Origin of the sequence: Xanthomonas sp. NCPPB 2586 (genome assembly GCF_041475775.2) — a bacterium.
GTDB classification, from domain to species: Bacteria; Pseudomonadota; Gammaproteobacteria; order Xanthomonadales; family Xanthomonadaceae; genus Xanthomonas; species Xanthomonas campestris.
This window is the reverse complement of record NZ_CM192981.1, coordinates 4,619,360-4,634,021: the sequence shown is the minus strand read 5'-3', so window position 1 is coordinate 4,634,021 and position 14,662 is coordinate 4,619,360. Positions and strand designations below refer to the sequence as shown.

At 66.5% G+C, this 14,662-nt stretch carries 12 protein-coding genes; 9 read left to right on the top strand and 3 right to left on the bottom strand.

From position 1 onward, the window contains the following. Positions 1-64: 64 nt before the first annotated feature. Positions 65-1,891: a DUF885 domain-containing protein gene (locus ACCQ09_RS20450; RefSeq protein ID WP_029217010.1), complete on the top strand. Its 1,827-nt coding sequence runs from the start codon at positions 65-67 to the stop codon at positions 1,889-1,891. Between the two features lie 196 nt (positions 1,892-2,087). On the opposite strand, the gene ACCQ09_RS20445 is transcribed toward ACCQ09_RS20450, so the two are convergent. Next, positions 2,088-2,441 carry a hypothetical protein gene (locus ACCQ09_RS20445; protein ID WP_011270063.1) on the bottom strand — a complete coding sequence of 118 codons (354 nt, stop codon included), beginning with the start codon at positions 2,439-2,441 and terminating at the stop codon, positions 2,088-2,090. A gap of 251 nt (positions 2,442-2,692) precedes the next feature. Continuing rightward, complete coding sequence (locus tag ACCQ09_RS20440) at positions 2,693-3,145, bottom strand: hypothetical protein (RefSeq protein WP_011039030.1); 453 nt, start codon at positions 3,143-3,145, stop codon at positions 2,693-2,695. A gap of 202 nt (positions 3,146-3,347) precedes the next feature. On the opposite strand from ACCQ09_RS20440, the gene ACCQ09_RS20435 reads away from it, so the two are divergent. The 3 genes from ACCQ09_RS20435 (at position 3,348) to ACCQ09_RS20425 (ending at position 7,337) form a co-directional block, all read left to right on the top strand. Beyond that, positions 3,348-3,590: a hypothetical protein gene (locus tag ACCQ09_RS20435; protein ID WP_012439524.1), complete on the top strand. Its 243-nt coding sequence runs from the start codon at positions 3,348-3,350 to the stop codon at positions 3,588-3,590. 87 nt (positions 3,591-3,677) lie between these two features. Continuing rightward, positions 3,678-4,667: a porphobilinogen synthase gene (gene hemB, locus ACCQ09_RS20430; RefSeq protein ID WP_070693821.1), complete on the top strand. Its 990-nt coding sequence runs from the start codon at positions 3,678-3,680 to the stop codon at positions 4,665-4,667. A 150-nt stretch (positions 4,668-4,817) separates the two neighbouring features. Next, a complete protein-coding gene (locus ACCQ09_RS20425; RefSeq protein WP_228428225.1) occupies positions 4,818-7,337 on the top strand; it encodes a PepSY domain-containing protein in 2,520 nt (839 codons plus the stop codon). Between the two features lie 440 nt (positions 7,338-7,777). Here ACCQ09_RS20425 and ACCQ09_RS20420 read toward each other — a convergent pair whose 3' ends face one another. After that, entirely contained in the window at positions 7,778-8,659 is an 882-nt protein-coding gene (locus tag ACCQ09_RS20420; protein WP_040942023.1) for a TolB family protein, read from the bottom strand. Positions 8,660-8,711: 52 nt separating this feature from the next. Between ACCQ09_RS20420 and aroE the strand changes: the two genes are divergently transcribed. The 5 genes from aroE to katB all read left to right on the top strand — a co-directional run bounded on the left by aroE (position 8,712) and on the right by katB (position 14,644). Next, the gene (gene aroE, locus ACCQ09_RS20415; protein WP_012439520.1) at positions 8,712-9,563 is read left to right on the top strand and encodes a shikimate dehydrogenase; all 852 of its coding nucleotides are present in this window, start codon (positions 8,712-8,714) and stop codon (positions 9,561-9,563) included. A 10-nt stretch (positions 9,564-9,573) separates the two neighbouring features. Next, positions 9,574-9,927: a hypothetical protein gene (locus tag ACCQ09_RS20410; RefSeq protein ID WP_012439519.1), complete on the top strand. Its 354-nt coding sequence runs from the start codon at positions 9,574-9,576 to the stop codon at positions 9,925-9,927. Next, positions 9,924-10,151: a hypothetical protein gene (locus ACCQ09_RS20405; RefSeq protein WP_228428223.1), complete on the top strand. Its 228-nt coding sequence runs from the start codon at positions 9,924-9,926 to the stop codon at positions 10,149-10,151. The genes ACCQ09_RS20410 and ACCQ09_RS20405 overlap by 4 nt, the downstream gene beginning before the upstream one ends. A gap of 192 nt (positions 10,152-10,343) precedes the next feature. Next, positions 10,344-12,479, top strand: a complete 2,136-nt coding sequence (dinG, locus tag ACCQ09_RS20400) for an ATP-dependent DNA helicase DinG (protein ID WP_040942022.1) — start codon at positions 10,344-10,346, stop codon at positions 12,477-12,479. 659 nt (positions 12,480-13,138) lie between these two features. Next, positions 13,139-14,644, top strand: a complete 1,506-nt coding sequence (gene katB, locus ACCQ09_RS20395; RefSeq protein WP_014506212.1) for a catalase KatB — start codon at positions 13,139-13,141, stop codon at positions 14,642-14,644. Positions 14,645-14,662 lie beyond the last annotated feature (18 nt).

Below are 14,662 nucleotides of genomic sequence, written 5' to 3'. Positions count from 1 at the left end.
CGGCAGGTTGCCGGCGCCGCGTGTGCCGCGTACGGTCGCGCATCTCCTGTTGGAAATCCGCCCGATGAAGCCTCTCGTGATTGCTGTCGCCCTGGCGCTCGGCGCCTCCCTGCCACTGCACGCGCAAAACAGTCCTGCCACCACCGGCACCACCAGCGCACCCGCCACTCCGGCATGGGTCAAGACCAGCAACGGCTACGCGCAACTCCTGCTGAGCGCCCAGGCACCGTTCCAGCCGGAATACGCCAGTTTCTTCGGCGTGCCCGGCTACGACGATCAGGTGGTCGATCTGGGTCCGAACAACGCAAAGCGCTACCGCGAGGCGATGGCCACCGCGCGCACCGCGCTGCAGGCCAAGCTGGCCAGCGAGCGCGATCCCAACGTGCGCCAGGACCTGCAGATCATGATCGGTGCGGCCACCGACAACATCGAAGGCAGCGAGCTCAACGAGCGCTACCTGCTGCCATGGAACGATGCGCCGCAGCTGGTCTTCAGTGGCCTCAACGGGTTGTTGTCCGACCAGACCGCGCCGGATCGCCGCGCCAAGGCGCTGGACCGTCTCAAGCGCTACGTGGGCTTGGTCCCGGGCACCACTCCGACCACCACCCTGGCGCGCCAGCGCTACGAGGAGCAGCTGGGCAACAAGACCTTGCTGCAGCCGACCGAGCGCGAGGTCGAGCAGGCCTTGGCGAACGTGGACACCTATGTGGCCGGCATCGGCGAGTTGTTTGCCAAGTACAAGATCGCCGGCGCCGACGAGGCGCTCAAGGCCATGTCCACCCAGCTCAAGGACTACGCCAGCTGGACCCGCAGCACCGTGCTGCCGAAGGCGCGCAAGGACACCCGCCTGCCCGAGCCGCTGTATGCCTACCAGCTCAAGCAGGTGGGTATCGACATCGCGCCGCAGCAGCTGATCCAGCGCGCGCAGCTGGAGTTCATGGAAACCCGCTCGGCGATGCGCCAGCTCGCGCCGCTGGTGGCCAAGGCCAAAGGTGTGCAGGGTGAGGACTACGTTCAGGTGATCCGCGCGCTCAAGCGCAACACCATTGCCGATGACCAGCTGGAAACCCACTACCGCGGCGTGATCGACCAGATCGACCCGATCATCCGCCAGCAGCGCATCGTCGATGTGCCCAAGCGGCCGATGCAGATGCGCCTGGGCAGTGCTGCCGAAAGCGCCGCGCAGCCGGCGCCGCACTTCCTGCCCGCACCGCTGATCGGCAACACCGGCCAGCAGGGCCAGTTCGTGCTGCCGCTGGGCAACCCCAGCGCGGAGGGTGGCAAGAAGGAACAGTACGACGACTTCAACTTCGGCTCGGCCGCCTGGACGCTCAGCGCCCACGAAGGCCGCCCGGGGCACGAACTGCAGTTCACTGCGATGGTGGAGCGCGGCGTGTCGCTGGCGCGCAGCATGTTCGCCTTTAACTCCGTCAATGTCGAAGGCTGGGCGCTATATGCCGAAGCCGAGATGGTGCCGTACGAACCGCTCGACGGGCAGCTAATCGCTTTGCAGTTCCGCCTGCTGCGCGCCGCCCGCGCCATGCTCGACCCAATGCTCAACCTGGGCCTGATCGACCGCGAACGCGCCCGCCAGGTGCTCGAAGACGACGTCGGCCTGTCGACCGCCATGACCCGCCAGGAACTGGACCGCTACACCGTTCGCGCCCCCGGCCAGGCTGGCAGTTATTTCTACGGTTACACCCGCATCCTGGAACTGCGCATGCGCACCGAACTGGCCCTGGGCAAGAAGTTCGACCGCCTGGCCTTCAACAACTTCCTGCTCGACCAGGGCCTGCTGCCGCCAGACCAGCTGGCCCAGGCGGTGGAAAAGCAGTTCATTCCAGCGCACGCCAATAGAGGCAGGGCCGCTACAGAATTCAGCAAGCCCTGATTTTCTGTTGCTCGATATCCTGGTGCGCTCTTCAAGCTAGCCAGGAATATCAACTGCTTCGGTGCCTGAGCACTGCAAAAAACCGACAGCCGTTGAAAGAGATGCGCATGTGCAGATGCCCGTTAGCGCATCTTAGTAAGAGGCCGTCCCTGGACTAGCGAGGCGAAGTTTCCGCTCCATACCGCCTGGGCTGGATTCAATGCTTGAACGGCACCATGTCCGCAGGCTTTTTGCCCTTCCACTCGCCCGTCTTGTTTGCCTTCGGGCAGACATTGACGTACTGGAAATAAGCCGTAAACGCACGTTGTGACCAACCCTTGCAGTAATTCGTATCCGCAGTTGTCGGAAACGGGCAATAGGGCACAACAGGTTTTATCGTGGCCTGGATGGGATCCAGCGGTGCCCAATGGTGGTCCGGGTCCGCACAGCCGTCTGAGCAGAAAAGGAAAGGATCATCCATGCGGCATACCAGCGTGACACCCTTGGTCTGCGCTGCTGCCTGTCCAGCGAAGCATCCCGCCAACATCAACATCCCTATCAAGCTTTTCATGGCTATTCCTTAGGTGATTGAGATCAAGGGTTGCGCTCTGCCAAAAGCTAGTGATGTCTTGCAAGTCGCTAGCAAAACCATCGCCTGGCCGGCTCAACCTGTCCGTCGGCGGAGGATACTGCATCCGGTTTGGGGTTTCACCAGGGGCTGGCGCACCGTCTGCGGTCGGCCACAAACCGATTAAAAATGACCAGCGTCTAGCTAACTCTGGCCATTTCCTTGATTTAAAAGCACCGCGAGCAGCCAGAGATTCAGTGCTCTGGCCGCCGCTCCGGTCGCGCCTCATCGCCTGTCCCCGCAGGCACCCAGATCGCCATACCAGCCGCGCGTTTCTGCGTAGTCGGGATCCCGATCCCCAGGCCACCACCGACGCGTCCGCCGTAGCTGCCGCCGCCCACCGACAAGCCGCCGCCGGAGCGTTCGGAGCCTACGCCGACGATGATCACGCCGTTGGCGCCGAGCTTGGCGGCTTCGCGCTTGAGCCGCATGACGGCGGCATCGGTCTGGCCCTGGGTGCCGAAGCCGGCTGCGCTGGTGGATTCGAGCTGGGCGATCTCCACCGAGCCGACCGGGGCGTTGGAATACACCTGGACCTGCGCCGGGTCTATCGGTGCACGCGCCTGACCCAGCATGACCTTGGAGCTGCTGGCGCAGCCGGCCAGGAGCATGGCGAGCCCAGCGGCGATGACGACATGCTTGTTCATGGTGAAGCCCCCTGTTGAACGACAGTGACTGCGATGATCCGGCGCCCGCACTGAATCGCGCCGGACTTTGCCGCACCCTAGCCATGCCCATGTGAGGCTGCTGCCAAGCCGCCATTGGTCAGGGTGACCACCTGCCCACTGCGTCTTGGCGAACGCGGCGCTAAGCTCAGGCCTTCTATGAATGGCGAGGTGACACGTGGGATTGATCAGCCTGCTGTGGGGCATTGTGGCGCTGCTGTGGATGGTTCTGGCCTTTATCCCCTTGTTGGGTTGGGGCAACTGGTTCCTGATTCCGTTTGCGGCCTTTGGTGCGCTGATCGCGGCGATCGCGCTGCTGTTTACCTCGGTCGGCAACCGCGGGCGTGCCAAGACCGGCTTGCTGCTCAATGCCGTGGTGATCGTGGTCGGGGTGATCCGCCTGGGCTTGGGCGGTGGGGTGATCTGACCCGTTGCAGTGCTGCGACACAGCGTCGCAGCACGTCCAGCGACAGATGGCGGGCGTAAACTTACCGACTGCTGACAGGAGCCCACGATGGCCCACCCCCACTACCGTCCCCGCCGCATGCGCCACGATGCGTTTTCGCGCCGGTTGATGCGCGAGAACACGTTGACCACCGACGATCTGATCTGGCCGGTGTTCGTGCATGAGTTGCCAGGGCGCGCGCCGATTGCCTCGATGCCCGGCGTCGAACGTCTGTCGCTTGACGAGTTGCTGCGCGAGGCGGAAAACGCGCTGGAACTGGGCATCCCGGTGATCGATCTGTTCCCGGTGATCGACCCCGCCGGCAAGAGCCTGGACGCGGCCGAAGCCTGGAATCCGGACGGGCTGGCGCAGCGTGCAGTGCGCGCCCTTAAGGCGCGCTTTCCCGAGCTGGGCATCATGACCGACGTGGCGCTGGACCCGTACACCACCCACGGCCAGGACGGTTTGATCGACGCCAAGGGTTATGTGCTCAACGAGATCACCGTCGAGGCGTTGGTGAAGCAATCGCTGTCGCATGCGCAGGCGGGCGTGGACATCATTTCGCCCTCGGACATGATGGACGGGCGCATCGGCGCGATCCGCCGCGCGCTGGATGCCGACGACCATCTCAACGTGCGCATCATGGCGTATTCGGCCAAGTACGCCTCCGCGTTCTACGGCCCGTTCCGCGATGCGGTGGGCAGCGCCGGCAATCTCGGCAAGGCCGACAAGACCACCTATCAGATGGACCCGGCCAACAGCGACGAGGCCATGCGCGAGATCGCGCTGGACCTGGAAGAGGGCGCGGACATGGTGATGGTCAAGCCGGGCATGCCGTATCTGGATGTGGTGCGGCGGGTCAAGGAAGAGTTCCGCGTGCCGACCTTCGCCTACCAGGTCAGCGGCGAGTACGCGATGCTGAAAGCCGCCAGCGCCAATGGCTGGCTGGACGAACGCAAGTGTGTGCTGGAAGCGCTGATGGCGTTCAAGCGCGCCGGTGCCGATGGCGTGCTGACCTACTTCGCGCCGCAGGTGGCGCGCTGGCTGCGCGAGGGCTAAGCGCAGCAGCAAGCCCACGAACAGGCGCCTGCGGGCGCCTCTTTCATGTGGTGAGCGATTGAATGCGGTGCGCGGCGCTCCCGCGCCTGCGCAACTGCGATAACGATTCTCATCTACAATGGCAAGCCATCTGCTTCAGGCTGCTCGCGCGTGTTCAAGACGGTTGTGTTCCAACTGCACTGGTTGCTGGGCATCACTGCCGGGCTGGTGCTGTCCGTCATGGGACTGACCGGCGCATTGATGTCCTTCGAGAACGAGATCGTGCGCCTGGCCAACCCGGCCATCGCGCAGCTGGCCGAGCGGCATGCCGCCGGGCAGGCGCCACTGCCCGTGGATGTGCTGGTGCGCCGGCTCGACCTGGCGCCGGGGCAGGGCATCACCCGCATGCTGATCGACCCGACCGGTGGGCGCCCGTCCACGGTGCGTCTGGCCGGCAAGCCCGGCGGCCGTGTGTACTTCGATCCGTACACCGGCGCGCGCGTGGGCGCGCCACGGCTGAGCGGGGCATTCGCCTTTATCGAAGACCTGCACCGGCATCTCACCGCCGGCGAGCGCGGCCAGGCCATCACCGGCGCCAGTACGCTGATCCTGCTGTTCTTCTGCGCCTCGGGCCTGTATCTGCGCTGGCCGCGTCGCTGGTGGAGCCTGCGGACCTGGTGGGCGGTGGAATGGCGGCGGCAGGGGCGCAGTTTTCTGTGGAGCCTGCACGCGGTGTTCGGCACCTGGTGCCTGCTGGTGTATCTGTTGATTGCCTTGACCGGGCTGACCTGGTCTTACACCTGGTACCGCGACGGCATGGTGGCGCTGCTGGGTACTGAGCCGGCGATGCGCGGCGATGGGCGCGGGCACCGGCCGCCCGCGGTGGATTTCACCCGTGTGCAGCGCACCCTCGACGGGATTGCGGGGACCCGCAGCGCGGCGATGGATCTGCGCATTCCCACCCGCGCCGGTCAGCCGCTGAGCGTGCGTTTCCTGCCGGATGCGCCCGCCCATGATCGCGCCTACGACAACCTGGAGCTGGATGCGCACAGCGGCGTGCTGTTGCGGCGCCAGGACTACGCCCGGCTGCCGCTTGGCCAGCAGCTGTTGGTGAGCATGTTCCCGCTGCATTCGGGCAGTTTCTTCGGCCTGCCCGGGCGCATCGTGGTGCTGCTGGCCAGTGCGGGCATGTCGGTGTTCTTCGTGACCGGCTGGATGCTGTATCTGGATCGCCGGCGCAAGAAGCGCGAGCTGCGCGCAGCGCGCGAGGTGCTGCAGAGCGCGCCGCCCGCCTCGCAGGCCGCGCCGTGGCTGATCGGGTTTGCCAGTCAAAGCGGATTTGCCGAGCGGCTGGCCTGGCAGGCGGCCGGCCATCTGCAATCGGCCGGGGTACCGGTGCAGGTGCGCTCGCTGGCACAACTGGATGCGGCGCAACTGCAGCAGTCGCGGCATGCGCTGTTTGTCATCAGCACCTTCGGTGACGGCGAGCCGCCGGATGCGGCGCGCGGATTCGAGCGCGAGATGCTGCGGCAGACACTGGCATTGCCACAGCTGGCCTACGCAGTGCTGGCATTGGGCGACCGGCAGTACGCGCGGTTTTGCGGGTTTTCGCGGCGTATCGAACAGTGGCTGGAGGCGCAGGGCGCACGTGCGCTGTTCCCGGCGGTGGAAATGGACCAGACCGATCCGCAGGCCCTGGCGCAATGGCACGCGCAGCTGGCGCAGGTCAGCGGCGCGCCGCTGGCGGCCGTGCCGCTGGCACGCCCGGCGCTGATGGACTGGCCGGTGCGGTCGCGGACCCAGCTCAATCCAGGCAGCGTGGGCGCACCGATCTGGCAGGTGGACCTGCAACCGCCGGCAGGGGCGCAGTGGTTGGCCGGCGACATCCTGGAAGTGCAACCTGCGCATGCCGACGCCGCCGTGCGCGCCTGCCTGCAAGCTTGGGGCTTGGCGGCCGATGCGCTGGTGCATGTGGACGCGCAATTGCTGCCGCTGCACCAGGCCGCCGCCGAACGCGTGCTGCCCGAGCCGCCTGCGCAGCCGCCGGTGCCCGGCACGGTGGCGCAGGCCTGGCTCGATGGCTGCGCGTGGCTGCCGACGCGTGACTATTCCATCGCCAGCGTGCCCGCCGATGGCAGCGCGCAGGTGGTGGTGCGGCTGACCACGCGCGCCGATGGCAGCCCGGGCCTGGGCTCTGGCTGGCTGGTCTGCCATGCGCCGCTGGGCGCACCGGTGCGCGCACGCCTGCGCACCAATCCCGGCTTCCACCGTGTGGACGGTGCGCCGCTGGTGCTGATCGGCAATGGCACCGGCATTGCCGGATTACGCGCGTTGTTGCGCGACGCCGAGCTGGCGGGCGTGCACGGCCACTGGCTGCTGTTCGGCGAACGCCATCGCGCGCACGACCGCTTGTTCGGCGATGAATTGCAGGCCTGGCAGGCCGCCGGACATCTGCAGGAACTGGATTGGGTGTTCTCGCGCGACCAGGCCGACAAGCGCTATGTGCAGCACCGCCTGCGCGAGCGCGGCGAGACGCTGCGGCACTGGATCGACCGCGGCGCCGTCATTTATGTGTGCGGCAGCCTGGACAGCATGGCGCGTGAGGTGGATGCGGCCCTGCGCGAGATCCTGGGCGAGACGCGGCTGGAGTTGCTCACCGCCGCCGGCCGGTATCGACGCGACGTGTATTGAGTGCAGTCCGCAGGCGTACCTTGTGCGCCGACACGGGACGCCAAGCGCATTGGTTTGGAGTGACGAGCAGCGTCGATGGATCGCATGTGCTCAGGCACACCTCATCTGTGCTGGCAGTGTGGCGAGGACATCGATATCGATATCGATATCGATATCGGGAAAGCCAACACCCGCCATTCCCGCGTGCATTAAGAGAATGGCGTCCTACGCAGCGTGCACACCAAGCAACGCCTGGAAACAGGCGACCTGATGTTCTCGACCAGCATAGGGTTGGGTGGTGTCAACCTGCCTGCCCTCGTGGCGAGACGTCGCGGCCGCGCAACCAGACTTGCCGGTGGCTAAAACCGTGCCAGTTCGACGGCCGACTATCCGATCAAGCTCGCCCCCAACACGGTCAACGCAGCATCACCTGACGCAGCGCTCGACCACACTCGGCCAACTCACCGACACCCCATCTCGCCATCCGCCACCGGTGCCTTCATCCGGTAGATATCCAGCTGGCCGGCGCGCGGCGCGCGGGCGCTGCCGGTCACCAGCAGTTCGCCGGGCTTTGCTGCGTCCACCACTGCGCCGAAGGTGCGTTCCTGCGGGCCGTTGAACGACAGCGGCAGCGGCTGGCCCTGGCCGTAGTGGCCGCCCTTGCAGGCAGCCAGCAACAGCTGACTCGGGCCTGCGGACGTGCCGCGCGCCCATACCAGTGCGCGGCCATCGCCGAGCCAGGCCGCGTCGCGTTCGTCCGCGGCGCTGTTGACCTCGCCCAGCGCTGCCGGGGCGATGAAGGCGGCTCCGTTCCAGTGCGCGACGAACAGATCCAGGCCGCCGGCACCGCCATGGCCGTCACTGGCGAACAGCAGGGCGGTACCGTCCAGCGACAGCGTCGGCGCGGTCTCGTTGCCGCGGCTGTTGATCGCCGGGCCCAGCGATTGCACCGCACCCAGTTGCCCTTGTGCGTCCACCGGCAAGCGATACAGATCGCTCCCACCGACGCCACCGGCGCGCGTGGAGGCGAACAGCAACCAGCGCCCGTCGGCACTGAACACCGGCGTGGTCTCGTCCTGCGCCGTGTTCAACGGCAACGGCGTGGCCTGCTGCCAGCGTCCGCCGACCAGCTGCGCCTGCCACAGGTCCCAGCCACCCGCGCCGCCCGCCCGATCGCTGGCCCAGACGATGCGCTGGCCGTCGGGGCTGAGCGTGGCGCGTGCCTCGTTGGCGGGCGTGGAGACCACGCCCATGCCCTCGATGCCGAACTCGGCAAGTCCCGAAGCAGACGGGACGAAGAGTAAACTTGCCGCCAGCGCGAGCAGCGTCACTCGAAGTTGCATGGGGTGTTCCTGCCTGAGTCGCGCCCAGTCTAGTCAACCCAGAGAGCGTTTCATGCCCGTATCCCGTTATGCCGTGTTCGGACACCCCGTCGCCCATTCGCTGTCGCCGGCCATCCATGCCGACTTCGGGAAGCAGACCGGCATCGCGCTGGACTACACCGCCATCGACGCCGCGCCGGAGGAATTCACCGCCGCGCTGGAGCGCTTCGCGGCCGACGGTGGCAAGGGCGCCAACGTGACCCTGCCTCTGAAGGAAGCCGCGTTCGCCCTGTCGGCGAGCCCGAGCGACCGCGCGCGCGTGGCTGGTGCGGTGAACACGCTGGTGCGCAACGACGGCCAGTGGCAGGGCGACAACACCGATGGCGCCGGCCTGGTGCGTGACCTCACCGAGCGGCACGGCCTGGATCTGCGCGGCCGCCGCGTGCTGCTGCTGGGCGCCGGCGGTGCCGCACGCGGCGTTGCGCCGGCGCTGCTGGAGGCCGGCATCACCGAGATGGTGGTGGTGAACCGCTCGCCCGAGCGCGCCGATGCGCTGTGCGATGCGCTGGGCGAACCCGGGCGCGTGGTGTCGCGCTATCTGGAAGACCTGCGCGAGCTGGGCGACTTCGAGCTGATCGTCAATGCCACCGCTGCCGGCCGCGATCGCGACGCCGGTGCGTTCGCGCTGCCGCTGGGCCTGGTCAACAGCCTCACTGCGGCGGTGGACCTCAATTACGGCGCCACCGCCATCGCCTTCCTTGCCTGGGCACGTTCGGCGCAGTGCCGCTACGCCATCGACGGCCTGGGCATGCTGGTCGAGCAGGCCGCGGAAAGCTTTGCGCTGTGGCACGGCGTGCGCCCGCAGACCGACCCGGTGTACGACGCGCTGCGTGCGCGCGACGCCGTGTTGGTCAGCGCCGACTGAGCGCGTTGCGATGACCACCACCGATCTGCTGTTGTCCATCGTCACCAGCCTGCTGTCGCGGGTGCCGGTGCTGATTGCCCTGGTGCTGGGCCTGGTGCTGGTCTGGCGCACGCCGCCGGTGGCGGCACGCCGGGCCGCGCTGGCGGCGCTGTGGTTGCTGCTGGCCTGCTCGGTGGCCGAAGTCACGATCCAGGCGGTGGCGTTGTGGTTGATGCAGCAGGGCAGCGTGGCGCGCATCTCGATGGTGATGAGCGTGTCGCGGCTGGTGCTGGTCAGCGTGCAGGGCGTGGCGCTGGGCGTGCTGGTCTGGACCCTGGCCAGTAGCCTGCAGCGGGCGCGGCCTACGCCGGAAGCGTTGCAGTGATTCCGCTCAAGGCGATCGCGTTGACCCTGATCGGGCTGGTCTGTGCCGGGCAGGGCGGTTGGACGCTGCTGCACCCGGATCGGCTGGCCACTGTCAACCGCGGCGGCCTGCTGTACGAACGCTTCGGGCCAAACGGCGTGGGCGTGGGCATGCTGGTGATGGGCCTGGCGATGCTGGTGATCGGCCTGGTCTGGGCCCGCTACGCCTGGCCACGCCGCGTCTGAAACGGGCGAGCGGCAGTCAGGCGAGCGGCAGTCACAGGAGGTGATCGCGCCCGAACCGGCGGCACGCCGGCCCGGTGGCACTCAGGCCCGCCGCAGCGTGCCTGATCGCGCCACCCCTGTACTTTGCCCAGCGGTTCAGCCGGTGCGCGGCGCGGTCGCAGGCGCTGCGTCGGTCCGTGCGAAAATAGCGCGATGAGTGACATTGCCACACCGGCCGCCCCGTCGGCGCCCGTTCCTACCCAGCGCACCCTGACCGAGCCGGTCAAGGCCGGCATCCGCGAGGCCTACGCCAAGCTGCAGGCCAATACACCCGGCTTCGCCACCCGCCGCGCGCAGAGCCAGATGATCGGCCTGGTGTCGCGCGCGCTGGCCACCTCCGGCGGCATCGGCGTGGCCGAGGCGCCGACCGGCGTGGGCAAGAGCCTGGGCTACTTGACCGCCGGCGTGCCGATCGCGCTGGCCACCAAGAAGAAGCTGGTGATCAGCACCGGCACGGTCGCATTGCAATCGCAGTTGGTGGAACGCGACATCCCCGCCTTCCTCAAGGCCACCGGCCTGGAGGCGACCGTCGCGCTGGCCAAGGGCCGCACCCGGTACCTGTGCACGCGCAACGCCGCCGAGCTGGAAGGCGAAACCAGCCAGAACGGCATGTTCGAGGACGAGCAGGTGCTATACGACCGCCCGCTCAGCCCGGCCGATGCCGACCTGGCCAAGCGGCTGGCCAAGGCCTACGCCGCACGTACCTGGAACGGTGACCTGGACGACGCCCCGGAGCCGGTGTCGGTGCCGCTGCGCATGCGCGTCACCACGCCGGCCTCCGGCTGCGCCGGACGTCGCTGCAGCTATGCGGCGCAGTGCCCGGTGCTCAAGGCGCGCACCGATGTGCGCGAGGCGCAGATCGTGGTCACCAATCACGCCTTGCTGCTGTCGTCGCTGTCGCTGGGCGATGCCGAGAACGGCCAGCCGCTGATTGCGCCGCCTTCGGACATGTTGCTGGTGCTCGACGAAGGCCATCACATTGCCGGCGTGGCGATTGACCAGGGCGCGGCCAACCTGCCGCTGGACGACATGGCCAAGCGCACCGGCCGCATGCAGATCCTGATCGCCGCCGCGTACCGCGCGGTGGACAAGGACAAGATCGGCAACCTGCTGCCCAGCGAAGCCATCGAGGTGGCCGCGCGCGTGTCCAAGTTGCTCAAGGCGTTCCATACCGAAGTCGAACGCGTCTGGAAGCCCGAACCCGGCGAGCGCGATCCGTTGTGGCGTGCGCCCAACGGCAAGCTGCCGCCGCAATGGGGCCCGGCGATCGAAGAACTGGGCGAGGAAACCCGCGCGCTGTTCAACTGGGTACACGCCGCACACGGCACCGTGGCCAAGGGCAAGCAGGACGATGCCGCGCGCGAGCGCCTGCAGCGCAGCCTGGGCATGGCGCTGGAGATGGCCGAGCAGCAGCACAATCTGTGGAGCGGTTGGCGCCGCGAAGACAAGGACGGCCAGCCGCCGATGGCGCGCTGGATCACGCTCTCGCGCGATGGCGATCTGATCTGCCATTGCTCGCCGGTCTCCGCCGCCCAGGTGCTGCGCACCCTGCTGTGGAACGAAGTCGATTCGGTGGTGATGACCTCGGCCACGCTGACCGGCGGCGGCGATTTCCAATCCTTCGCCATCGACAACGGTTTGCCCGACCATGCCGAAATGGCCTCGCTGGCCTCGCCGTTCGATCTGCCCAACCAGGCCGAGTTGATCGTGCCCAATTTCCCGGTCACCCCCGACGATCGCGAAGGCCATCCCAAGGAAGTCGCCAAGTATCTGGTGCGCGAACTGGACTGGGCCGCCAAGGGCAGCATCGTGCTGTTCACCTCGCGCTGGAAGATGGAAAAGGTCGCCGACCTGCTGCCGCTGGCCCAGCGCAACCGCGTGCTGGTGCAGGGCGAAGGCAACAAGTCGCAACTGATCACCGAGCATCTGCGCCGGATCGCGGCAGGCGAGGGCTCGGTGCTGTTCGGCTTGAACTCCTTCGGCGAAGGTCTGGATCTGCCCGGCGAAGCCTGCACCACGGTGGTGATCACCCAGGTGCCGTTCGCCGTGCCCACCGACCCGCAGACCTCCACCTTGAGCGAGTGGCTGGAAAGCCGCGGCCACAACGCGTTCAACCTGATCGCCATCCCGCACGCACTGCGCACGCTCACCCAGTTTGCTGGCCGTTTGATCCGCAGTTCCAACGACCACGGCCGCGTCATCATCCTCGATTCGCGCCTGCTCACGCGCCGCTATGGCAAACGCATCCTCGATGCGCTGCCGCCGTTCAAGCGGGTGATCGGGCGCTGAGCTGGTGTGCGTGCATCGGCCTGCACGCTTGACGGATGCGCGCGGCGCGCAGTGCAGCGGATGGATGCGCGATGCCAGGCACGATGCACATCCGCGCATCCACACTACTGCTTGGCGAGGTGGGCGTGAGCGCGTCTCGCGTGCAGCCATGATGATCATTGCGGCATCAGTAGCAGCTGGCAGGCGTGTCGTGAGGTCATGCACGCGAGACAGACTGCTCCATGCAGTAGACGAGCAGCACGCTGGAGCGTGCGTCTTGCAAGCGCACGGCATGTCGCTGTCGCGCGGTTGAGAAATGCGTGTCTGCATTGCCATTCGCATGCACATCCGCGTATCGCTGCCTTGATCAGGCCTGCCAAGTAAGTCACCGTCTTGACCAGGCACGCACGCATGCGTGCAGCGCAGCATTTATAGCGCGCAGCGCACGCAACGCACGGCAGCTGCTGACCATCGCCGCGAGATGCTCAACGCAAAGACGAAGCATGCAGCGACGATCTGCAACACGCTGCCGATGAATTTGGCGATGCATATCACGCTACGCAGTCATCATCATGTTCCCCTATCGCAGCTATCAGAACTAACGACTTCTCACGCATCAGCTGGCTAGCCATGATTCAGCACCTTCAACTTGAGCTGACGCCATGCGCCCTGGATCCCTCATGGTGCTAGCCCTGCTAGCCCCCACGCTGATCGCCCCGCCGGTCTTCGCCCAATCCGTCCTGACCCGCGACAACGGCGCCAAGGTCGGTGACAACCAGAATTCGCAGACCGCCGGTGCCACCGGCCCGACGTTGCTGCAGGACGTGCAGCTGATCCAGAAGCTGCAGCGCTTCGATCGCGAGCGCATTCCCGAGCGCGTGGTGCATGCGCGCGGCACCGGCGTCAAAGGCGAGTTCACCGCCACTGCCGATCTGTCCAACCTGACCAAGGCCAAGGTGTTCAGCGCCGGCGAAAAGACCCCGGTGTTCGTGCGGTTCTCCTCGGTGGTGCATGGCAACCATTCGCCGGAAACGCTGCGCGACCCGCACGGCTTCGCCACCAAGTTCTACACCAGCGAAGGCAACTGGGATCTGGTCGGCAACAACTTCCCCACCTTCTTCATTCGCGATGCGATCAAGTTCCCCGACATGGTCCACGCGTTCAAGCCGGATCCGCGCACCAACCTGGACGATGATTCGCGTCGTTTCGATTTCTTCTCGCACGTGCCCGAATCCACCCGCACGCTGACCCTGCTGTATTCCAATGAAGGCACCCCGGCCGGCTATCGCTTCATGGATGGCAACGGCGTGCACGCCTACAAGCTGGTCAACGCGCAAGGCGAGGTGCATTACGTCAAGTTCCACTGGAAGACGCTGCAGGGCATCAAGAATCTCGACCCCAAGCAGGTCGCCGCGGTGCAGGCCAAGGACTACAGCCATCTGACCAACGATCTAGTCGGTGCGATCAAGAAGGGCGACTACCCGAAGTGGGACCTGTACGTGCAGGTGCTCAAGCCGGACGACCTGGCCAAGTTTGACTTCGACCCGCTCGATGCCACCAAGATCTGGCCGGATGTGCCGGAGCAGAAGGTTGGCCAGATGGTGTTGAACAAGAACGTCGACAACTTCTTCCAGGAGACCGAACAGGTCGCGATGGCGCCGGCCAATCTGGTGCCGGGTATCGAACCGTCGGAAGACCGCCTGCTGCAGGGCCGTATCTTTTCGTACGCCGACACGCAGCTGTACCGCATCGGTACCAATGGCCTGAGCCTGCCGGTCAACCGTCCGCGTGTGGCCGTCAACAATGGCAACCAGGACGGCGAAGCCAACACCGGGCACACCACCAGCGGCGTGAACTACGAGCCGAGCCGTCTTGAACCGCGTCCGCAGGACACCGCCGCCCGTTACAGCGAGCTGCCGTTGTCGGGCACCACCCAGCAGGCCAAGATCACCCGCGAGCAGAACTTCAAGCAGGCCGGTGAGTTGTATCGGTCCTACAGCAAGAAGGATCGCGCCGATCTGGTGCAGAGTTTTGGCGAGTCGCTGGCCACCACCGACACCGAGAGCAAGCACCTGGTGCTGTCGTTCCTGTACAAGGCCGACCCCGAGTACGGCGCAGGCGTCACCCGCGTGGCCAAGGGCGATCTGGCACGCGTGAAGCAGCTCGCGTCGACCCTGCAGGACTGATCCACCCGACGGCATCGC